Origin of the sequence: Mitsuaria sp. GD03876, assembly GCF_029840635.1 — a bacterium.
GTDB lineage: Bacteria > Pseudomonadota > Gammaproteobacteria > Burkholderiales > Burkholderiaceae_C > Roseateles.
This window is the reverse complement of sequence record NZ_JAOCCU010000019.1, coordinates 70,688-91,484: the sequence shown is the minus strand read 5'-3', so window position 1 is coordinate 91,484 and position 20,797 is coordinate 70,688. Positions and strand designations below refer to the sequence as shown.

The 20,797-nt window shown below is 63.9% G+C and carries 18 protein-coding genes and 1 pseudogene; 4 read left to right on the top strand and 15 right to left on the bottom strand.

Annotated elements, in window-relative coordinates:
* Nucleotides 1-17: 17 nt before the first annotated feature.
* Nucleotides 18-572 carry a TetR/AcrR family transcriptional regulator gene (locus N5D62_RS13965; protein ID WP_279758436.1) on the bottom strand — a complete coding sequence of 185 codons (555 nt, stop codon included), beginning with the start codon at nt 570-572 and terminating at the stop codon, nt 18-20.
* 78 nt (nt 573-650) lie between these two features.
* Here N5D62_RS13965 and N5D62_RS13960 point away from each other — a divergent pair, with 78 nt between their 5' ends.
* The 4 genes and pseudogenes from N5D62_RS13960 (at nt 651) to N5D62_RS13945 (ending at nt 4,329) form a co-directional block, all read left to right on the top strand.
* The gene (locus N5D62_RS13960; protein ID WP_279758435.1) at nt 651-2,042 is read left to right on the top strand and encodes an efflux transporter outer membrane subunit; all 1,392 of its coding nucleotides are present in this window, start codon (nt 651-653) and stop codon (nt 2,040-2,042) included.
* A 280-nt stretch (nt 2,043-2,322) separates the two neighbouring features.
* Nucleotides 2,323-2,529, top strand: a pseudogene (locus N5D62_RS13955) (hypothetical protein); the annotation flags it as partial.
* Nucleotides 2,530-2,828: 299 nt separating this feature from the next.
* Nucleotides 2,829-3,857 carry a DNA-binding protein gene (locus tag N5D62_RS13950; protein WP_279758434.1) on the top strand — a complete coding sequence of 343 codons (1,029 nt, stop codon included), beginning with the start codon at nt 2,829-2,831 and terminating at the stop codon, nt 3,855-3,857.
* Between the two features lie 163 nt (nt 3,858-4,020).
* Nucleotides 4,021-4,329 (top strand): hypothetical protein, encoded by a 309-nt coding sequence (locus tag N5D62_RS13945; protein ID WP_279758433.1) that lies wholly within the window; start codon nt 4,021-4,023, stop codon nt 4,327-4,329.
* Nucleotides 4,330-4,538: 209 nt separating this feature from the next.
* Here the strand turns inward: N5D62_RS13945 and N5D62_RS13940 are convergent, their stop codons facing one another.
* From N5D62_RS13940 to N5D62_RS13875, 14 genes are all read right to left on the bottom strand, one after another.
* On the bottom strand, nt 4,539-4,745 hold the full coding sequence (locus tag N5D62_RS13940) for a hypothetical protein (RefSeq protein WP_279758432.1): 207 nt from the start codon (nt 4,743-4,745) through the stop codon (nt 4,539-4,541).
* Between the two features lie 194 nt (nt 4,746-4,939).
* Nucleotides 4,940-6,997 carry a hypothetical protein gene (locus N5D62_RS13935; protein WP_279758431.1) on the bottom strand — a complete coding sequence of 686 codons (2,058 nt, stop codon included), beginning with the start codon at nt 6,995-6,997 and terminating at the stop codon, nt 4,940-4,942.
* Between the two features lie 10 nt (nt 6,998-7,007).
* A complete protein-coding gene (locus tag N5D62_RS13930; protein WP_279758430.1) occupies nt 7,008-7,874 on the bottom strand; it encodes a hypothetical protein in 867 nt (288 codons plus the stop codon).
* Nucleotides 7,871-8,917 carry a hypothetical protein gene (locus N5D62_RS13925; protein WP_279758429.1) on the bottom strand — a complete coding sequence of 349 codons (1,047 nt, stop codon included), beginning with the start codon at nt 8,915-8,917 and terminating at the stop codon, nt 7,871-7,873. The genes N5D62_RS13930 and N5D62_RS13925 overlap by 4 nt, the downstream gene beginning before the upstream one ends.
* Before the next feature lie 2 nt (nt 8,918-8,919).
* Nucleotides 8,920-9,957 (bottom strand): GTPase-associated system all-helical protein GASH, encoded by a 1,038-nt coding sequence (locus tag N5D62_RS13920; RefSeq protein ID WP_279758428.1) that lies wholly within the window; start codon nt 9,955-9,957, stop codon nt 8,920-8,922.
* 20 nt (nt 9,958-9,977) lie between these two features.
* A complete protein-coding gene (locus N5D62_RS13915; RefSeq protein ID WP_279758427.1) occupies nt 9,978-11,294 on the bottom strand; it encodes a metallophosphoesterase in 1,317 nt (438 codons plus the stop codon).
* Nucleotides 11,295-11,462: 168 nt separating this feature from the next.
* Entirely contained in the window at nt 11,463-11,600 is a 138-nt protein-coding gene (locus tag N5D62_RS13910) for a hypothetical protein (protein WP_279758425.1), read from the bottom strand.
* 740 nt (nt 11,601-12,340) lie between these two features.
* Nucleotides 12,341-12,568, bottom strand: a complete 228-nt coding sequence (locus tag N5D62_RS13905; RefSeq protein ID WP_279758424.1) for a hypothetical protein — start codon at nt 12,566-12,568, stop codon at nt 12,341-12,343.
* The gene (locus N5D62_RS13900; RefSeq protein ID WP_279758423.1) at nt 12,550-13,383 is read right to left on the bottom strand and encodes a WYL domain-containing protein; all 834 of its coding nucleotides are present in this window, start codon (nt 13,381-13,383) and stop codon (nt 12,550-12,552) included. The genes N5D62_RS13905 and N5D62_RS13900 overlap by 19 nt, the downstream gene beginning before the upstream one ends.
* 142 nt (nt 13,384-13,525) lie before the next feature.
* Entirely contained in the window at nt 13,526-13,849 is a 324-nt protein-coding gene (locus N5D62_RS13895) for a hypothetical protein (RefSeq protein WP_279758422.1), read from the bottom strand.
* A 765-nt stretch (nt 13,850-14,614) separates the two neighbouring features.
* Nucleotides 14,615-15,115: a hypothetical protein gene (locus tag N5D62_RS13890; RefSeq protein ID WP_279758421.1), complete on the bottom strand. Its 501-nt coding sequence runs from the start codon at nt 15,113-15,115 to the stop codon at nt 14,615-14,617.
* Nucleotides 15,116-15,226: 111 nt separating this feature from the next.
* Nucleotides 15,227-16,021: a DUF4145 domain-containing protein gene (locus N5D62_RS13885; RefSeq protein ID WP_279758420.1), complete on the bottom strand. Its 795-nt coding sequence runs from the start codon at nt 16,019-16,021 to the stop codon at nt 15,227-15,229.
* 56 nt (nt 16,022-16,077) lie between these two features.
* Nucleotides 16,078-18,243 (bottom strand): phage infection protein, encoded by a 2,166-nt coding sequence (locus N5D62_RS13880; protein ID WP_279758419.1) that lies wholly within the window; start codon nt 18,241-18,243, stop codon nt 16,078-16,080.
* 103 nt (nt 18,244-18,346) lie between these two features.
* On the bottom strand, nt 18,347-20,704 hold the full coding sequence (locus N5D62_RS13875) for a hypothetical protein (protein WP_279758418.1): 2,358 nt from the start codon (nt 20,702-20,704) through the stop codon (nt 18,347-18,349).
* Nucleotides 20,705-20,797: the final 93 nt, after the last annotated feature.

Here is a 20,797-nt window from a genome sequence, read left to right as displayed (position 1 = left end):
GACTCCAGTGGCGGGGGTTAGGTGATCTTTTTGGCCATCGCGTGAAGTGCGTGGCGCATGGCTTCTCGCTGAGCCTCGGTGAAGTGATGGAAGTCCAGCAGCTCCAGCATCGAGAGCCCGTCCAGAGCCGCAGCGATCACCAGCGCTTGCCCGGACTGCGGCCCCGTCTGTGAGAAGTCGCGGTAGAGACGGCTGTACAGGTCGCGCACCGGCCCCAGCAGGTGGGCATAGCTGGAAGCCGCCGCGAGCAGATTGCTGATCAACTGCTTCTCCTCAGGCGGCATGTCGAAGGTGACGTCGATCATCGCTCTGAGCATGTCGCCGGCCGTGTTGCCAGCCTGCGTGGCCTTTTCGCGGCTGCGTTGCTCCCACTCCTGGATGAGGGCCTGCACGACGGCCGCAAGCAGCTCGTCCTTGGTCTTGAAGTGGTAGATCAGCCCGCCCTTGGTGACGCCGGCAGCGGCGGCAACGCCCTCAATGGTGAGTTCCTGAACACCTTGTGCCGCGACGATCCCAGAGGCGACATCGATGAGGCGTTGCTTCGCGCTGGAGCGCTGTGAGGAGTGAGGCATGACGATGATGTGGCGTTGAAACTGTACTGTACGTATAGTACATTTTTGAATCGACAACTGTCAACGACGAAAGCACACATGCAAGTTCTGACCCCGAGCGTCCCGTCCCGCGCCGCCATCACAGCCCTTCTGACCTCATTGCTGGCAGGCTGCGCCACCTCGCCGCCCGCTACTCCCCCAGCGCTCTCCGTGCCGCCGGCATGGGCCTTCGACGTTCGAGGTGGTGCCCAGGCAACGCCGCTGGCCACCGCGGAGTGGTGGCGGGATTTCGGCAACCAGGAACTTAATGAGCTCGTTGAGACCGCTCTGCGTGCCAACCTGGACGTGCGCATGGCCGCGGCCAGGGTCGAACAGGCGCGTGCGTTGGTGGACATCGCCGATGCCGACCGCGTGCCCCAACTGGGCTTGGAGGCCGGAATGCGAAGCGGTCGTGAGTCGGGCGCGGATCCCAAGGCCCGGGTCGCCCGCGGCGGCTTCCGGGCAAGCTGGGAGCTGGACCTCTTCGGAGACAAGCGGATGGCGAGTCTTGCAGCAGAGAAGGATCTTGAAAGCGCAGAATTGGCCCGTCAGAGCGTGCGTGTTGTCATCGCTGCAGAGGTGATGACGGCTTACTTCGACGCGCAGTCCTCGACGCAGCGGGAGGCCATCGCGCGCGAAGTCGCGGCCACCCTGGAACGTCAGATCGAGGTGGCCCAGCGGCGCTTTCAGGCCGGCCAAGTCAGCAGGCTCGACGTCGACCGGCTGACGGCCGAACTTGGACAGGAGCGAGCCAACGCCGCTCAACTACGCGGGGCGCGAGAGGTGCGCCTGCGGCAGATGGCGGTCTTGCTGGGCGCCTCGCAAGCCCCGCTGGGTTTGCGCTTTCCTCCAATTCCCGACAGTGCCGCCGCCATGCCGGCCGTCTTGCTCCCCATCGAATTGCTGGAGCGTCGGCCTGACGTACGAGGGCCTGCGCGCGCCGTGGAGGCCGCCGTCGCTCGTTTGGGAATTGCCAAACGCGACCTGTACCCGCGCATCTCGCTCGATTGGGCAGGAAGCCGGGAGCGCCAGAGTGTTGCGGGAGCCGGCGCATCGCCCACGACCGTGGTCGGTTACGGCGTGGCGCTGTCTCTGCCCATCTTCGACGGCGGGCGCATCCGGGCCAATATCGAGATTCACGAGGCCAAGGCCCAGGAGGCGATGCTGTCCTATGAAAAGGCCATGTTGAGCGCACTCGCCGATGCTGAAGCGGCGGCCGTGCAGCTGGAGGCAGCGCAGGCTGGGGTCTCAGCGCTTTCGCGCACGCAGACGGCAGGCGCCGACGCTGCGTCCAGAAGCCAGCGACTGTTCGACTCCGGCTTGGTAGATCTGAACACGGTGCTCGATGCGCGCCGCATCTACCTGAAGGCACGGGACGGCATGCTACAGGGGCAAGGCGCCCAATGGGCGGCTGCGGTGGCGGTGCGACGGGCTTTTGCCGGGAGGATATGAGAACTGCTGGCTCGCTCTGCGTTCTGAGTAGACAGAGCAGAACACGGCCCTGGTAGAGCAGTCGGCAGGAGTCCATCTGAGGGGCCAGTACGCTGCGCAGGAGCATCGAAGCCCTGCACAGCGTGCCGAACAGGTGCACAAGTCGGCGGAATGGTCACTGCGGTAGCCGAACTTGCCGCCCACGCGGCCGGGCTGATCGTCGTGCTCGTCATCACCAGACAGAGTGCTCAATTGGGCGACGTACGCAGGACCTGCCGGACTTGGTGCTCGGGCGCCCCAGCGGCTGAAGAAGCTGCTCAAGCGGCGCCAGGTGGTCGAGCCCATGATCGGGCACATGAAGGCCGACGGTCTACTCGGCAAGAACTGGCTCAAGGGTGCAGAAGGCGACGCACTGCATGCGCTGCTGTGCGGTGCCGGGCACAAGCCTCCTGACCTTCGACTCGATGCCCCGGTACGGCCCCATCAACCTCACGCCCATCGGGGTTAAGGCTGTTCCGCCGCCGCCAGCGCCCCCTGCCGCAGTTCGACGGCGGGCTCCTCGAGCGAGCGGTTCAACTCGTCCACGAGCAGCCAGGCGCGACGGTAAGACAACCCGCGTGGACTTCCGGGGTTTCGTGCGCCGTCGGATGGCTTTGACACGCCTATATTGGCATCAGAAGGAATAATTCGATATTAAGCCTTCTGACAAACGGCGCGATTTCGAAGCCTTGACACCTGTATCGTGGTACGTAATACTGATATTACGTAATACGTACGAAATTGGTGGCAGACATGGCACGAGCAGGCGTGACGAAGGGCGAGGTCCAACGGGCCAGGCTGGCGCTGATCAAGGCGGGCAAGCACCCGTCGATCGACGCCATCCGCATCGAACTCGGCAACACCGGGTCGAAGGCGACGATCTTTCGGCACCTGAAGGACATCGAGGCCGACGAGGGTGGCGCCGGCGTGCCGCAGGGATCGGTCAGCGAGGAGCTGCTGGCCTTCGTCACCAACTTGGCCGGCCGCCTGGAGTTCGAGGCGCAGGAGCGCTTCGACGTGCTCAAGGCAGGCCACGCTGAAGAGGTCCGAGGCCTCAAAGAACAGCTGGAGAAGGCCCGTGGCGAAGCCCGCTCAGGCCGGACGGAAGCGGAACGCAGCCAGGTCGAGCTGTCGACCGAGCGCGCCGCGAGCCAGCGGGTGGAGGCCGAGCTGGCTGCGCTGCGCCTGGAACATGGCCGGCTGACCACGCAGCTAACTGCCCAGCTCGAAGGCGCCCAGGAGCAGATCCGCGCCGCCCAGGCCCAGGTGGCCTCGCTGGAGGAGAAGCACACCCACGCACGCGAGGCCCTCGAACACTTCCGCAACGCGTCCCGCGAGCAGCGCGACCGGGAGGCCCGGCAGCACGAACAGCAGCTCCAGTACCTGCAGCGCGAAGTGGCCACCGCCGCCGAGGCTTTGACGGCCAAGCAGACCGAACTGCGCTCAGCGCTGCAGGAGAAGGCGGAGGCCCTGGCGCAGCTCTCCGCGGCCCGGGCAGAACGGCGTCAGGTCGACGAGCAGCTGCGCGAGCTGAAGCCAGCGGCCGAACGCCTGGCCGTCCAGAACCAGCTGGTCGAGGACATGCGCGGCCACGCTAAGCAGGCGGCACAGCAGTACGAAACCCTGCGCGCCCGGGCCGGCGACCTGGAGCAGCGCAATGCGGAGCTGGAGCGCTCGCTGGCGGGTGCCACCGCTACGGCGCAGTCGCAGAGCGAAATGGTCAAGGAATTGCTGGCCCGGATCAGCCAGCCAGCGCCTGCTGGCAAAGCCAAGAGCAAAGCTTCCGCGGCAGGCTGACCGCGGCGACGAGCCCCCATTGGCACGAGAGCTTTAGGGCGCCGCTCAGGGGCTCTGGCGGCATCAGCTAGGCCGAGCCGGACCGTGCAGTTCGCCTGGCGAATATGCTTGCGACGGGACCTGCTGTGCCGGTCCCTCCAGTGCAAGCCTTAAGGAACGCCAGATGGCCCTCAACGAGAAGACGCCTGAACCTATTTGGAACGACGACCTGATGTGCAACTGGTTCGGCTTGCTCGTGCCGGAGCCGGGTCACGTGGTGCTGCTGATCAAGCCGGTGAACAGCACCGATATGGAGGGTGCGATCAAGGTTGCGACCTCCGTGATGCCTGATGTTCGCCACATCATCGTGGCGGTTGGCGGGACGGGCGAGGTCGATGTTGTTTACGTTTTGTCCGATGGCGAGTGGAAGGCAGGCGATCCTCCGAGAGGGACTGTGTTGAAGCAGGCCCTGGCTTTTCGCCTGGGGTCCTGAAAACCTGAAACCTGATCGACAAGCGGAGCCAACTCATGTCAGACCATGGTGGGCGTGAAGTCGGCGCCAACAGGTTGTTCGACCGATTGGTGGGCAACTCTGTTGATAACCGCTGGCGGCCGGCGCTAAGCCGTTGTCGCCCGTCGGCGAGGGTCAGTCTGCCCAGAAAAGTAGCACCGCCAGGCCAAAGGCCCTGGCCCTCGAAGGCCTCAACGTTGCGGCCGCAACGTCAGGAGCAGCAGGCCGCCGAGGGCCGCGGTGACCAGGTAGGCGGTTCCGGAGCCCAGCAACGGGTGTCGCAGCACCGCGGTGATCTCGCCAAGCTTGATCGCCTGGCCCACGGCCAAGCCGAGGAACGCCAAGCCGACAACGGTGGCAACCAGCAACATGGAGACGAAGGCGCGTTCGGCGTTCACGGTGTGAGACCTCTCGACAGCAAGTCCAGGCACCAGTTTTAGCAGCGGGCGGTGCACTCGCCACCCTCACTCGCGGGAAGTCCGACTTCCGTCCGTGGGAACGTTGACGAATTTCCGATGCAAACCTAGGGTTTGTACGGTGTGTTGGCGGCGACCCTGATCCGTCATCAGAGAGAAGGGCCATCCTGCCGAAACTACTTGCGCTTGAGGAACCAGTGGATCAGCTCGCGCCGGGCCCGCCAGAAGGGGTCGGTCTCTTGCTCCAGGGACTCTTCGACAGTCTTCAGGAAGCGCTTGCCACCCCAGCGCTCTGCCGTCTCTTCCATCAAGGCGACAAAGACGTTGTTGTCAGCTGCCATCCACGCAAAACCGCGCGGCCACAGGTGCCGGTCCAGGTACGCGCTGGCAACCGCGTTCCTCAGCCGACCGGCTCGGTTCCAACGCTTGTCGTCGGACACCCACGACAGCCGCGGCTCAATCACCCGCCAGTCTTCGTCCGCTAGCGAGGAGCTGGACAGCGCCGCGTGGAGCTGCTCGAAGGTCATCTGCAGCAACTCGCCGATGCTTCTTGTGCTACGGCCCAGTGCGCGGGCAAAGGCGTAGGCGGCAAGCCGATGCGGCAAGGCCCCCTTGGCATTCCTGAGCTTCAGCAAGGCGGTGTACCAAGGATCGTCGCCGTACTGGTTGGGCACTGAATCGGGCGCCATCGTGCGTGCGAACTCCAACAGCAGCGCCTGCGACGGTGCCTGCACCTGGCTCAAGAACTCTGCAACCGCCGACGCGTCGTCGACGCAATACCCGACCCAGCGCAGCTGGCTGACGTCCGATTCATTCATCCCGCACAAGAACTGCACGATCTTGAGGACGTGCACGCGCCCGAGCGACTGGACAGCGGCGCGCATGCCCGGCTCGCTCTCCATGCCATGCACCAGCGCGACGGCGGCCGTGTCCGTTATCGGCAGGGCGTGGAGGTCGTGGGCGGAGCGAATGTCGGCCACCGACCAGAAGGCAGGGATCTCGACCAGGTCGGGACGCGCCTGCAGCAATTCACGTAGCGGCACGTCGCGCTCGGGCCAGTCGGCCAGCAACTCATCGGTGGGTACCGCCTTGAGCACCTGCGCCGCCCATCCCGATGCATCGTCCGTAGGATTGCGCAAGGCCGCCAGCAGTCGTCGCTGGGATGCCCGCCAGAGCGGCGCAGCCACCTGCGGCAAGCGCTGCTGAAGGCGCGATGGCTCGATGTAGTGCCATTGGTCCCAGAGGTAGTCCAACGCCATGCGATCGGCGTCCTCGACGTTGGAAAGCACGTGGTCGGCGATCTGGGCGCGGGCGAGGTCCGAGGTCGAGAGCGGACCGGGCTCGTTGACCATCTCAATCGCGTCGTGGAGCTGAGTCGGCGACACCGGGCCGCTGGTGAGGCGGTGGAAGGCGCAGAAGACCGGCATGGCCTCGCGGCCGCCCAGAATGTCGGCGCCAAGCCGCTTCAGCGTGTCCCGCAGCCCGCCGTAGTTGGGCTGCCGGGCGTCGTCCATGAGCGTCATCAGCCAATCGGGCTGGCACCCATCCGACATCGGCGACACCTCGCGCGTGTTCGGCAGGCGCGCGCGGCTCGACATGTCGGCGCCAGGGAGGATCTGCAGATCAAAAGACGCACCTGGCGTCGAGCGGTCCTTGGTCGTGAAGGTGCAGAACCTGAAAGAGCGACGCAGACGGGGCCACTGCTGGTCCCAGATCCGCAGCGTCAGATCGTCCACCGGCACCGCCGGATCGCGCTTGGCGACCACGCGGCTTCCGGCCGATTCGTAGAGGCCGTTGAGCACGGCCGCCAGCCAATCTTCCTCCAGCATCGACATGCGTGGCTCGGGCTCGACAACGTCCAGCATGTCGAGGGTCCCGGGCATGCCGTAGGCGGACCAGGATGGGGAGTCCGGCCGGGCGAACAGCTTGGCCAGCCGCGACGGGGTGCCGATGGCAGCCAAGTCAGGGAAGTCGATGAAGAGCGTGTGGGTCCAGACGCAGCCTGGCCGCGGCATCTCCGGCGCCGACCAGGTTCTGGCCAGCGCGTACAAGCCGCTCTCAATAAGCGGGTAGCCGGTCAGGTAGCTGCTGCCTTCGGATGCGACCCCCGACCCCGACACATCGCTCATCACGAGGACCAGCTTGGCGTCCTGCGGGGAAAGTCTGGCCGAGCAGGCGAGCTGGCGATGTCCCTCGGAATATCCGTGCAGCGCTTGATGAACTTTGATGATCACGAGGGAAGCACTACGTCAGCAGCCACTGCAGGGGTTCGGTGAGGTCGTTGGACTTGGCACCAGCATAGACGACCGAAATTCGCTCCGACGGCACGTCGATGTCCCGCAGGCGCTCCGCATCCGGCAGCTTGGTCTGGTCATCGTCATAGTCGCCGCCCTGGGCACTGACGCCATAGATGCGCGTCTCCCAGTCGGGGTTGAGTCCGTGCTTCAGGAACTGGTCGAGCAACGGCATGCGCCTGGCCAGATACTGCTCGGGCGAAAGGCCACGGCCCGCCGCCTTGTCCCAGGCCGAGAGGATGATGGCCAGGCGTCGCGGCCCGACGTCCAACGGGTCGGCCTGCATCGACTGCAGCAGGTCGACGAGTTGCACCTGGGTAGGGGCCAAATCTGGCGACCAGTCGATCACTTCCTCCGCCTTAGCCTGGTCTTCGACCGGGATGCCCATGTCTTCCATGAGCAGCTTCTCTTCGATCACCCATTTCGGCACAGTGATCTTGTCGGCGTGGATGAACAGCAGCACGCCGGGTTCTTTGAGCCAGCCCGCGACGGTTTCGTCGCACTCGCGCAGGCCCCACATCTGCAGGAAGGCCTCGCCGGCGATGTCGGGGAAGGTGACGGTCTGCGGATCACCACCTTCGGCTTTGAGGATCATCGAAACCAGCTTGTCGCCGCCCTGGGCGGTGCGCTCCTGCTTCTTGGCCGCCCGCCACTGGGAGGCGATCTCGTGCAGGTGCTCGACGTTGCCGGTCTGCAGCGATACGTAGGTCAGCTTGCACGGCACTTCCTTCTCGCTGACCAGGTGCCACAGCGCGGCGAGGAAGGTGGTCTTGCCGGAGCCCGGCAGGCCCATGACAACGACGGAATGTTTGCTCATTGGACGTCTTTCGGCACAGGCGTGAGGCGGTCGAAGTAGCGCTCCGCCTCCGGCACTTGGAAGACCATTGGGCCCGGGCGGTAGCGCAGCGGCTCGGCCATCCAGTAAGCCAGCAGGCGATCCAGGTTTTCGCCGTGCTTGGCGCCGTCAGTGCTGGGCTGCGCCGCTATCTGGAAGGACTCGACGGCCGCGAAGTTCGAGCCGTAGTCGGCGCGCAGGCCTGCCACCAGCGTGTCAAATCCCTGGAAGCTCCGCTCGCCGCCATCGGCTGCCTTGCGGATGACGTCCAGCTTCGTCAACACAAGTGCCAGGCGCTGGGTGGGCCTGACCACGCCGGCCTCGACGAAGGCGTGCAGCGTCTGGCGGACCTCAGAGCGCAGGTTGTGGCGCTGGCCGGCATCTAACAGCCGTTCGCCGTCAACGAGCAAGGTCAGTACGTCGGCGCGCCGTAGTTCGAGAAACTCCTGCGCCGACAGCGGGTTGCTTCGCGTCTCCAGGTATTCCTCGCCCGCCCGGTCGCCCAGCAGCACGCTGGGCGTGGCGCCGGAATCGGTATCGACCAACTCCAGGTGATAGAAGCGCACCTCGCCGCGCTCGGTGCGCGGCGTGTTGGGCGTCGTGCGGCGAGACGCCGCGCGCGAGTAGTGCGCGGCCTGCTCGAAGGCGTGCAGGGAGAACGACTGGCCGAACGCCACGTTTCCGACCCGGCCGAGCTGGAACAGGTCGTACAGGCCGGCGATCAGGCTGGTCTTGCCCGCGGACTGCGGGCCTGCGATGGCGATGACACGCGACGGTCGTTTCTTGACGACGTGGTCGGCCTCGTCGACGGACAAGGTGGTCGAAGCCTCCATGGCCACGCCATTGCGCGGTGCTGGATAGGTGCCGGGCGCAGGGGCGACCGGGATGGTCGGGATGCGTCCGAATTGCGGGCACTCGGCCGTGTTGGGAAAGCCTTCAATGCAGCGGCCGTCCACCGCCACCTGGCAGTCCGGGTTGGCGCAGCGGGGCGGCGCGGCGTCTTCTTGCGGTTCGGGGTCTGCCATGGCTACTTGTGGATCAGGAGCTGCTCGCAGTAGAAGAGGTCCGCCAGCTGCAGCGGGCTCAGGCGCGCTGCGGGGGCGACGTCGCAGACACCCGCCCAACCGGCGACCCACGAGTTCTCGCCACGAACTTCCAGCCGCCGCCTGATCCCTTCGTGCAGCGGTGAGGTGACGGGCGAGGCCTTGTGCTTGTCGGCCTCCGGCAGCGCGATCCTGAGCCAGTCAATCGGCAAGGCCTGGATGGCAGCCGCGATCTCCAGCGGTTCGTCGTCCTTGATGCCGGCCCTATCCAGCAGCGAGCCGATGGCGGACGCACCGGGCAAGTCGAAGGTGGCCTCGGCGAGATCGCGCGCCAGCACGAAGGGCTGCTGCTCCCGTGGGACGTTCCCAAACACCTCGCCGGCCCGGGTACGGCCGCCTTGGAGCCACCACAGCATGTTCAGCTCTTCGTCCTGGATGCTGATGTAGCGCAGGGCCCGCTCCTCGAACTCAGCCTGCCGGTCGGCGAGCTGCTGCATGGCCTCGGTGATTGCGCTGGCGAGCAGCCTGATGCTCTCATTGCAGTCCTGGGTCTCTTCGGCCGAGGTCGTGTCCATCTCCAGCGAAGGCATCGCTTCCAACTCAAGTGGCGGACGCCGGCGCGAGGTGCGGGCCAGCCCAACCCTGGCAGTCGCCCCCAGGCCGACGAGATCCATCGGCTGGCGCAGCGTGCGCAGGTTCATGAAATGAGCCGTGCAAATCATGGTGGCCGCACGTGCTGCAGCAGGATGGTCTTCCTGAAGGATGACAACCAGGGTGGCCGCGGCAAGCAGCGCGAACTCTTCGTCGGGCATCGCGCCGCCCTTGTCGGCCAGCTTGGCGCGTACCGTGGCTGTGGCGGCCATCGTCTGGTCGGAGCGGAAGGCTGCACGCGCGAGGGCTTCAAGTTCCTCGTCGCTGACCGATGCGGCCAGCGCCTGGACGGCCGCCCACCGAGCTTCCATGACTTGCGGGTCCAGCTTCAGCTGCACCGCCTCGTACCAACCCTGGAATTCAGCTTTCATATGCCTCCCTTGGCTGGCAGTCAGCCTTGTTGTTGCAGAGCATCGACTTCACGGGCCAGCGCTTCGAGCAGCCCTTGCTTGGCAGCTAGACGCAGCCCGCGGTCATAGAGTTCCTCATCGCTCAGCGCCAAGTCTTCCTGGGTGATGAGCTTGAGCTTGAACATGATCTCGCGCTTCTGGCTGTCGGCCAGGTTCCAGAACCGGAAGACCAACCCCTTGGTGTTCGGGCTGCTCATGGCCACCTCCGCGGGCGTTGCGACGTGCACTGGTGCCGCAGGCGCGGCCGGCGCTGGAGCGGTCGCCTGGGCGGGCTGGGCTTCGGCCGGACGGACGACGTGCGTGGCATGGCTGGGGAACAGGATGTCCTGGGTCCACACATCCTGCCCTTGTTTGGTGGTTACGGCGATGAACCGCTCCGGATTCTTCTGCAGCTGGCGCACGTGCGCGCGTACCCGCACCACGCGCTCCTTGCCGGCGCCGACGACCTCGATGTCGATGACGTTGTAGCCTGGCTTCCAGTCGGGTTCGTGCCGCTCGGGGTTCACCGCGCCGGCGCTGAAACGCATGTACCCGTCGGTCGGGATGCAGCGCTGTCGGTGCTCGTGGCCGAAGAACTGCAGCGGCGCCCGGTCGTTGACGGCGTCATCGACGGCGTGTTCATCGAGGAACCATCGAGGCGGATGATGAGACATGACCAGGTTCAGCACGTCGGGCTCGGGGTCAAGCACCGTCTGCAGCGGGCTGAGATAGAGCCGGCCGGCTTGGTTGTCGCGATCTTCCAAGCCGGAGATCAACGTCGAGGTGAGGCCGTGCAGGCGCAAAGTCACGCCGCCACCAAGATCGTCCAGGTTGTAGACCCAGTACGGCTGCGCTGGGCTGACAAAGCAGCCCAGGGGCGAGGCGAAGGCGTTGTAGGCGGCCAGGGGCTTGAACAGCGCCGCGCCAGACTCGGCGTCCCTGAGCTGCGTGCGCAGCACGGTTTCGCGGCGCAAGTGAGGCGCATTGGCGATGGCAGCCTGTGCGTTGGAGATTGCCATCGAACCGCGGCAGATGGAACGGTCCACGTCATGGTTGCCCGGCACCACGTAAATGCGGTCAGGACGGCAGCCTGATGCTGCTGCCAGCTCCTTCAGCCAGGCGTCGGCCACCTCGAACTCGGCGGGATGGCCCTTGAAGGCGATGTCGCCGCTGACCAGGATGGCGTCGACGGTCTTCTCGGCGCACAGCGTCTCGAGGTCGTTTTTCAGACGCGTCCTGTAGGGGCGCTCCGGATCGGTCAGAGGCTCCAGGCAGTCGGGCTCCTGGAAGTGAATGTCGGAGAGATGCAGCAGTCGCATTCACAAATCGTAACGACACATTTGGGGGTGCCCGAGGGGAGGATTCCCAGGGCGCCAAGGTGGCGACCGCGTCCGGTTGGTAGGTCGACTCTTGGGCCGTCACTGCGGCTTACCACAAGCGCCGACGGCATGCGCAGTCGGCGCCGCACAGATCGGACTGCAGAGGGCCTACTTCTTTTTCGGGTCGTGCTTGTGGATCGGCAGTGTGGGATGCTTTTTCGAGTTCTCCTCGTCAACGTGGCGGCGGCGGTCGTCAGTGCCGTCTTCCTTCTTGGGCTTGGGGCCCGCCTTGATGTGCGTAGTCATGGGTCGGATTTCCCTTCTCTGGCGCAGCATCAATCGGCTGCGACGTCGATTTAGCCGCTCGGCAGCGTGCCGTGCAATGCTCGGGATCAAGTGCTTGAAACCGGGAGGAGAGCCTCTATTCCGGCCACTCTGACCAAGCTACGGCATCACACGCAGTTGATACACACCCATGTAGCTCAGCGAACAGGCCGCCTAGGCCTGGCGATGCCCAACGGCTTGGGCGAGCCTGCAATCAGACCGGCTGCGCGTTTGGGCTCGGCCGCTTTGAGCTCAAGGACCTGCTCGCGTGTGAGACCGGTCGCCGTCACGCGCGCTGCTTTCTCCGCCATCTCCGAGGAGACGACGACGAACCTGCCCGGGGCGACTCGAATTCGCTTCATGCCCCGATTTTGATCGCTGCAGAAACGAGGGCCGATGCGGGCTGCGCCTGGCGCGGATCAGTACCGCCGCCGGTGAAGGCCCTCCTGTGACAAGCAGGGGAGGGAGTCGCGTCGGAGGCCAATGAATGGATTTCCAGTCATTGCAGCCGAGTTTGACGTTCAACGACTGCTTTTGCACACATAGCCAGCTGAGCGGCTGACCAGCTGACCAGCTGACCACCTGACCAGCTGAGCGGCTGAGCGGCTGAGCGGCTGAGCGGCTGAGCGGCTGAGCGGCTGAGCGGCTGAGCAGTCTCAGGCTAAGCCAAATTTCCGATTTCTTATTTTCCGACAGTCACTTAAGCTATTTTTGGCGTGAAATCACATGAATCCCGGCCGACCCTCCATCAGGAAACCGGCGCTGGGCGGCAGCGGGGCCTCCGGGCCGAAACGCTTGGCGTGCAGCACGCACAACAAGGTCCAGTACTGGAAGCGGTTGGCCGAAGCCAGTGGCGTGAACAGCCGATCCGGCAGCCGCTTGAACAGGGGAGGGTAGCGCTCGGCCACCTTCTCCTGGCGAATTTGGTCGGTCAGGTCCTGAACAGCCATTGCCCGCACTCCTCCGTGTTCTCAATCGCCAACTGGTAGTCGGGAGGCACTTGCCGCTTCACGTCCGTCGCCGCCATCAGCTCCTGCACCATGTAGTTCAGGAGGGCGGCCCTGCAGCTCTCGACGCGCGCTGAGGCCCCGTTGAAGTATTCGTTTCTAACGACCAGTTGCTGTGCAGGGCTGAGTCTAGGGTGTGCGACCAGCCTGACTTTGAGAACCGTTGACCAGCTGGCGTCGGCCGAAGCGTCGGCCGTGCAGGGTTCCGCCAACAGTTGGGCTTTGGTCATGCGGCCCAACACGAAGTCACGGAAGTCCTGCCGCAAGAGGCAGAAGCCGCGGACGTGCCACCGGCGGCCGGCCCGCACCAGACTGTGGGGCTCGATGGTCCGCTCGTGCAGCTCCGGGTTGTTCATCGAGCAGTAGAGGAACTTCACCCGCTGGCGGTCGGTGATCGCCAGGTTCAAACGGGAGAACGTGCGGGGCGATGTATGCACGAAGTCCCAGGAGACCGACAGTGGCCGGCCCGGCGTGTCCGGCGCATAGGGCACCAGCATGTCGTCGATGGCGCTCGGCTGAGAGGACTTCGCGGCGCGCTCGGCATCGGCGTAGGCCTTCGATGTGGCCAGGTCAGCCTTGAGCTTGCTGTCCCAAGCCACCCACTCAGGGAAGGATTCCCTGAAGTCCCGCAACCATTCACTGGCCCTGATGGGACTCAGGCCGTATTCGGCAATGAGCCGGCTGCGGCTGATCCGTCCTTCCCAGAGAAGGATTCGGCCTACCTTCGCATCCCTCGCCTGACGGCCCTCGATGGACATGGTGACGTCGCGTCGTATTGATCCTCCCGATCATATGAAGGAACATACGATATGTAAAACCATATCTCTTGATGTCTGGGCGGACGGCAATGAGCGGTCAAGCGGCCCTTCGACGCTTACACGATACGGATACGTCTCTCGACTACCTGAGGTACTCGTGCGTCACGTCTTGCGCCAATCGCCCGGCGAGCAACGCGTTGCGGCGGCTTGCCTGGGAGCGAGCTTGTTCCGCGGTGGCGGGTGGGCCCGCCAGCGTGTAGACGCTCCCAGAACGGGTGAGCACCTGGCCGCCTTCGACTTGCTCAATCTGGCTTGTTAGTCGCACTTTGGTTGCACTGCCGTCCAGCAGACCGGCCAACAACCGCACCTGTGATCCATCGTCGTCTTCGACCTCCAACACCGACCACTGCCGCAACTCGGCGGCCGAGGGTAGTGACGGATAGCCGATTGGCGCCAGCACATGCATCTCAAAGCCTGCTTTTCAGGTTGCGACTTGCACGAGGGGTTGCGACTTGCACGAGGCAGTCAACTGAGGCTTTGGCCCCTTGCGTCATTCCAGTTCCTCGATGCCGCAGCTTTCGCTCGGTGCATTCCGTCCTGAGCAGCCGGTATTGGATCGATACTCGATGCATTACGCGAGCATGTTGCTAAGTGCTTGATTTCAATGAATATTCTACTAGATTGAGGGTTGAGGTTGGGCTCAACCCCCGCGCGACTACGGGCTCGGGCAGACCGGGACGTTCTCACTCGTCGCTGTCGCTCGCCGACCTCATGGCCTGGAACTTCGTCGAGGTCGTCTCCATGCGATTCAAGGCGAAACTCATCGAGCTGAAAAATTGTTTAACCGACCCGCGTCCACGCCCGAAAAGTCTCAACGATCTGCGCATCCTGCGGTCGCAGTTCGTTTAAACATTCCCCACATGCTTCGAACTACGACGGGGCTGCGGGTGGATGTATCAACCATCTGCCTGCGACCTGTTCATGGCGGGGCGGCGATCACGCTTACTTCCGTCAGCGCCGTCTGTTTCGGGATCCTGGCCCTGGCTGACCAATGCGGACAATTGACAATGTGCATTATGTGATTATTCGGACGCGTGATCGGCGAATGAACGATCACTCGAGTGCACAGGATGCCAAGTGAACCTCGATCGCATACCTGCACAGAACTCAGGCCCGATGAACGCAACTCCTTCCCGAGACCCCCCGGAGGTCCCATGATTCCGGCCGATAGTCAGCCAAACACCATGCTGGGAAATGCTTTGCGAGGCACCTTCATCTCTTTGCCCAGCATGGCGTTCTTCTTTCCCGGAGCATTGACATACACGCGAAGTTCCTTCCCCTTTGGAGCGGTGACCAGAACAGCATACTGCTCCTCCTCTTCACCCTTTGCTTCTCGCCGACGAGTGACCAGAGCGTCGAGTTCGTCATATGAGAGGCAACAGATCTCCCGGTCGTGAATGCAGACAAGGGCAATGAACGTTTTGCTGTTCTTGGCCTGAATCGTCTTTAGATCGGCAAGGTGCTCACTTGTGAATGTGAAAACATACTCCTGATGCGCGAGCTTAGGCTTGGTTGCATATTTCAGATAGAGCGCAGTCTCGTCGTTGATCTTGTAGGCGACCGGAACAATAGTCCCGTTGATCTTTAGAGAGTTGATTGCTGTGAATTGCGGATGCTCTGCGACCTGGATAAGGGCCGCACCGTGATACATGTGATCGTCGTGAATATTCATGCTCCCTCCTGATTAATCAGTTGACTCGATTGTTCCAAAACCGGAAACGGCATCAGTCTAATATTTGAGGAGGCTATCGGCTACATTAAGCTCCCGTCTGGTGCATTGGCACTACGTGGTAGACCCATTAGCCTTAGCATCTCGGATCATGATGCCCTGGAGCTTTTTCTCCGGCAGCTTAGAGTAAATCGCCTCAACCTTCTTCGGATGCGTAATCATCCGATCCGCTATTGCGTTGATCAGTTCGAAAAGCAGCAAGGCAGTTTCCTGATCATCGCGAAGATCCAGTTCACCGGGATGGACAGACTCGTTGCCAATCACCCGCACGATATCCAGCGCCTTCTGCACCGTTGGGTCTAGCCCTTTCGTGACAAGCGAGCCGATGTCCTTGTTGATGTCAGAGCCAGACTCCCCCAGATGCTTGCAAAGCTTCTGCACACACAAGCGCAGGAGAGCGGCGGCACCTCGCGGCGAGTCGCCCACGATGGATCGGGCTTCCTCATAATCCCGACGAATTTCGTCCGGGAGATCATCATTGGAAGCCGGCCCCGACTTGGCGCTCGGTGAAACCAGTTGACGTTGCGCCCATACCGCCAGTTTCTTGCAGTGAAAACACTCGCTGAGATGCAGGTTCTCGACGTCCACAACCTCATCCACTCGCCTCGTTAGGCCGAGAAATGGCTCGGAGCCATAACCTGGACGCGATATTCGCATCGTACGAACCAAGGTGTCGCCGAGCGACGCCCCAAACGTCCTGACGTTTGCCAGGTCCTCTGGTGAATGAATCGCGGGCAGCCTCGCGATAGCGGCGGCGGCCACTGAATACCATTTCTGGCTTGCAAAGGCCCCGCAGTGGGGACAATTGAATGCGGCGGCGGCAACAGAAGCAACGACTTCGCTTTTCATTGGGACTCCCTCCAGTTGTTATTTTATCGTTCTCGCGGCTCGTCGTCGAATATCAGCTACTGGAGTCGCTGCACTTCGCCATATAAGCGCCGCAAATGAAGGTCCGACATGTCAAGGATCGGCTCATACATGAAGGAGTTCAAGTGGATGTTCTCCGGAGTCATGAGGAGCACCCGATTCAGGACCGCGATGTTCAAAGCCTCGCTCGGAAACTGAGCGCGATAGAGCTTGAACAACTCCGGCGTTTGATTCGATGTGATGGAGGCGACCAGCGGAGCGTTATTGATCTTCGCGGTCATGAACTGCTCGGCCTTCAGCCGGATCGCGATCGAAAGCACTACCTTGTTTTCGAAATTCAGGCCGTCTGCCGCTTGGAGGCAAATCGCTGCTTCGGCGTCAATCAAGTCCACGACCTTCGCTCCGTCATCGGATGATTGTCCCGCCGTGCCGAACAGCCGGTTGTAGATGCCATCGAGATCCGCAACCGAGATCTGATTGGAGTCGGATTTCCAATGGAGCAACGAGGTCAGGCGCAAATAGTCCGAGTCGCCCTCGCCCTTCGTGAACTCGATCAGGTTGCGCATGAACGGGATACAGCAGATCTTCCTCTTGTTCTCCGCGAAGAATCGTGGCTTCCAAACGAGCTGGAAGATGTTTCGCACCCCTTCTGCCTGAACGAGCTCCACGCTTGCGTTGGTCTTCGTCACCATGAAGCTGTTCCTGCGCGATACCAGGCCGCGGCTGATGATGGTGCGGAAGAAGTCGAAGTTGTGCGTGAGGATCAGCAGCTTGAAATGGGCGTCCTCGGCCAGATCCGATAGGTATTGGACGATGGCGTACTTGTTCTTGTAGTCGAACGAATCGGCGATGTCATCGATCACCAGGAGTGTTGTCTGGCCGGCTACTCGCCTCGCGTGAATCTCAAACAGCATGTTCAGGACGTGAAACGCCCGCCGCTCGCCGGTGCTCAACGCCGTCAACAGCTGGTCCCGCTCCACAACGCGATGATCTTGGTCTTCCTTGAACACGAAGCCCAGCCTCGGAACCTCCTTGCCGATCACCACTTGCGACTTGTTGGCGATCTGGAGGTGGAACGGCACCATGAACCGATCGTTGAAGATGTCGATCACCTCTTCCCACAGCGTGTGCTGCTGCTTCGCCTCTTCCTCGATCTCGCTTGAACGAGCCGCTGCCTGATCGAGCTTCTGAAGGAAGTCCAAGCACAGGTCGTGATTGGCCTTGAGATACGACAGCCACAGCTTGCGGCGGAAAGCTGCCATGTCGACGAGCTCAGGGATGAGCTCGACATTGCTGTGCAGGAAGGTCTCAAACTCGCGTAGCTGAGCGTTGCGCTGAATTTCCTTCTCGAGCTCTTGAAACTTGGCGCGCAGCGCCGCGTCTTCGCTGATCTTGGCCTTCTCCGCGTTGATCAGCTCCTGCAACTGGGCATCCGATGTGAGCTCCTCGTTCTGCTCGTCCGAATGCAGAGCCACCGTGTGTTTGGCGACGAAGAAGCCACTGCTCTTGAGTGCCTTGGCCAGATTCGCAGCCTCGTAGTAGTTGAAGCCGCCCTTCTTGAAGTATTTGGAGGCCGCAAGCAGCTCGTTGTACTTCTTGACGTAGCCATCCAACGCCCTGCGGAATTCGCCGTTTGCGAGAAAGGCGCTCACCCTGTCGTCCTGCAGCAGGTCGTACGGGACCTCCTTGAACACGGGCTCCCAGCCTTCGAGTTCGGCCTTCAGGTTCCGGATTACTGCGTCGAACTCATCGGCGGTTTCTGCGAACGCCGTCGAGACTTCTCGGTCCACCGGCCGCTTGGACTTAGAGGTCGCTTTAAGCGCGCCCAGGAGCGAGGAACGCGCAGCGTTGACGTCCGCATGCAACGTCTCGTACTCCTGCCTGAGCGTCGCGTTCAGTAGCAGCGCCGCCGATGCGTCGCCGCTGGGCGAGGCCTCGTCATACGGTCGCACCACCAATACACCGACCGCGGGCACATCGGTGGCTGTCTCGTCTTGGATGACGCGCGTAGTGACGCGATCCGCAAAGATGCGATCGCGAGAGTCTTTCCCCTCCGCAACGTCTTGAAAGGTTGCGGCCAGGGAACTCTTCATCGCGCCGTTCGGCGCGTAGATCCCAACGGTGCTCTCTCCGTCGTAGTTGAGCACGACGTCCAACTTGCGAATGCCGTAGCAGTTGGCAAGCTCCAGCTTCAACGATTTCATCTTTTTGACTCCCTTCCTTCACGAAGGGTATCGCCGCCCAGATCACCTGGAAACGGATCGGACGCTGCTCCCCCGCAAGCGTGGGGGACTGCGACCCTTGAGCTCAGCCCCCATCCCCCAACGCAGCCTCCAGCTTCAGGAACACCTCCCGCGTCGACGCCTTCTCCGACCGCGAGTCCCACTGCGCCCCGAGCGCCACCTGATAGCGCGACGAGAACCGCTTCTTCCACATCACCGACCGGTGTTGGCTTCTCAGCGTGTGCGCCGCTTCAGCCCCCGCCGCGCCGCGCGCCGAGCGCTCGTTCTGCACGATCACGCGCATGCTTTCCTCGGCGCTCAAGTGCAGCACGCCGAGCAGCCTCAAGCCCGTCTCGTTGAGCGATGGATACGGCCCATCGCCCCGGATGCGCGTTCCCGTGAACACCGGATCGAACTCCACGCTGCGTCCTTGCGGCAACGCCCATCGGGAGCTCGCCTGCATCGACCACCAGCCGCCTTGGCCGACGCGATCGAAGTCGGTGTCCAGTTGCCGGCCCACGCTGCCTTCGGCCGTCAGCCTCGCCAGCCACGAGAACGGCGTCGTCTCGACACCGCCATGCCACGCCGGCGTCTCATGAAGTTTTCCGCCGCTATGGGCGCGTTGCCGGTCCATTCCCGCGTGCAGCCATGCCGCCGTGCGCCGCGCCGTGGACAGCCAGAAACCCGTGCGCAACTCGCGGCGGATGACCTCGTTCCCCGGCTCTCCGCGCGCCGCATCGCGCAGGCTGCGCGCCTCGGACGCGGCGAAGTGCCATTCCGTCTGATGCAGCAGCCCGCCACCCGGCAGCGACATCTCGCCCAGGCGCCGGTTCACCTCGCCTTGCGCCCGCCACAAGCCCGCCTGGTCGACGAACCCCAGCAGGTTGACGAACTCCGGCCCGACCCGCGTGACCTCGGCGGAATTCAGCCACCGGTCGTCGCTGTAGAGCAGCTTCGCCCACCCGGACGCATCGCGTCGCGACGGCCCTGCCCGCCGCTGGACTTCGCCCTCGTCATCGGTCGCCAGCGTGTTCTCGCTGGCCATCACGCTCCACTGTGCCTGCCAGTGATGTCCGTCGGCACTGCTTCTCCACAGCCCGTCGATGCCCGCCAACTGGCCGCGCCGGCCATCGCCCAAGCTGCGGCGCGAGAGCAGCGTGCCCAGCGTCAACGCGCTGTCCTCTCCGCCCTCCTCTGCATCGGCCGACGCTCCCGGCCCCGGCAACCCCGGCTGCCAACGCCCCCGGAACACCTCCGACGTGCTGGGCGCCGCCAGCGTCCATTCGTCGGTCCCCCAAGGACGTCCCCGCGTGACCACCGTGCCGGCCCGGTCCTCCGACACCAGCATCGTCGCGTCGGCGCCGACGCCGCGCCACGTCGCCCGCAGCCCCCAGCGCGGATCCGCGATCGTGCGTGAATAGAAGCCCGACAGCGGCAACCCCAGCACGTCGGCGCTTTCCAGGAAGTAGCGCCGCTTCTCCGGCAGCGCGAGCGCCACCGCGCGGTTGCCGTTGGTCTGCGGCGCGTCGATGTCCACCTGCGCGAAATCGGGATTCAGCGTCGCGTTCACGAGCCAGTCCGCGCGCGGCCGCCACCAGCCCTCGACCCCCACGCTGCCGCGACTCGCCGCGTGCTCGCCGGTGCGCACGTTGCGTCCCGTCCATTCGACGCTGACGTCCCCTTCCTGGCGGTGGCGATGCTCGCCGAGCACCGGCTCCAGGCCGGTCAGCGGCTCGCTCGCATGGAGGAAGCTCAGCGCCTCGGCATCGGCCTTGCCGCTCACCAGCAGCAGGTTGCCCGCCCCCGGCACCGCGCGGGCGACGACCATGCGCCACGGCGCGGCGGGCTGGAACGGGTATCGCAACGCCGACAACGGCCAGCGGATCTCCATGCTGTAGCCATCGGGCAGCAGGGCCGTGGCGACCCGCACCGGGAAGTCGGGACCAAGGTCCTCCTCGTCGTCCGAGGCGCGGTACAGGCCGTCCGTCACCACGCCGGCCAGGCTGGCCTTGAGGAACATCGCGGACTCCCCTCGCCCGCCGGTGTCGATCCACACGCCGACCATGTCCTGGTCCCGCTGCACGGCGTCGCGCCGCGACAGCACGACATGCGGCGGCTGATCGCACCAGGCGCGGATGCCGATGATCAGCGCCCTGCCGTCGGCCACCACCTGAACCTGCGTCCGGATGCCGCTGGCGTAGTCCGCCCCGGCCGTCGGCTGCAGCTGCGCGAACGCGGCATGCACCGGCGCGCGCCGCCAGACGTCCTCCGTCAGCCGTCCGTCGATCACGACCGGGGGCTCGTCCGCGGACGTCGTCTGCACCGTGAAGGCTCCCGCGGGCAGTGCACCCGCGACGAGCAGGCCGCCGGCCAGCCACGCCTCCAATCCGCTCCTGGCGCCGCGGCGCACGATGGTCAACACGGTGCGACGACGCACAGACACCCCTTGTTCGTTGTTCTTCCCGATGCGATTGCGCTCCTCGCGCGGCCGGGAGTATGTCATTCCCCGATATGCGTTTCGCGCAGTTCAAGCGCA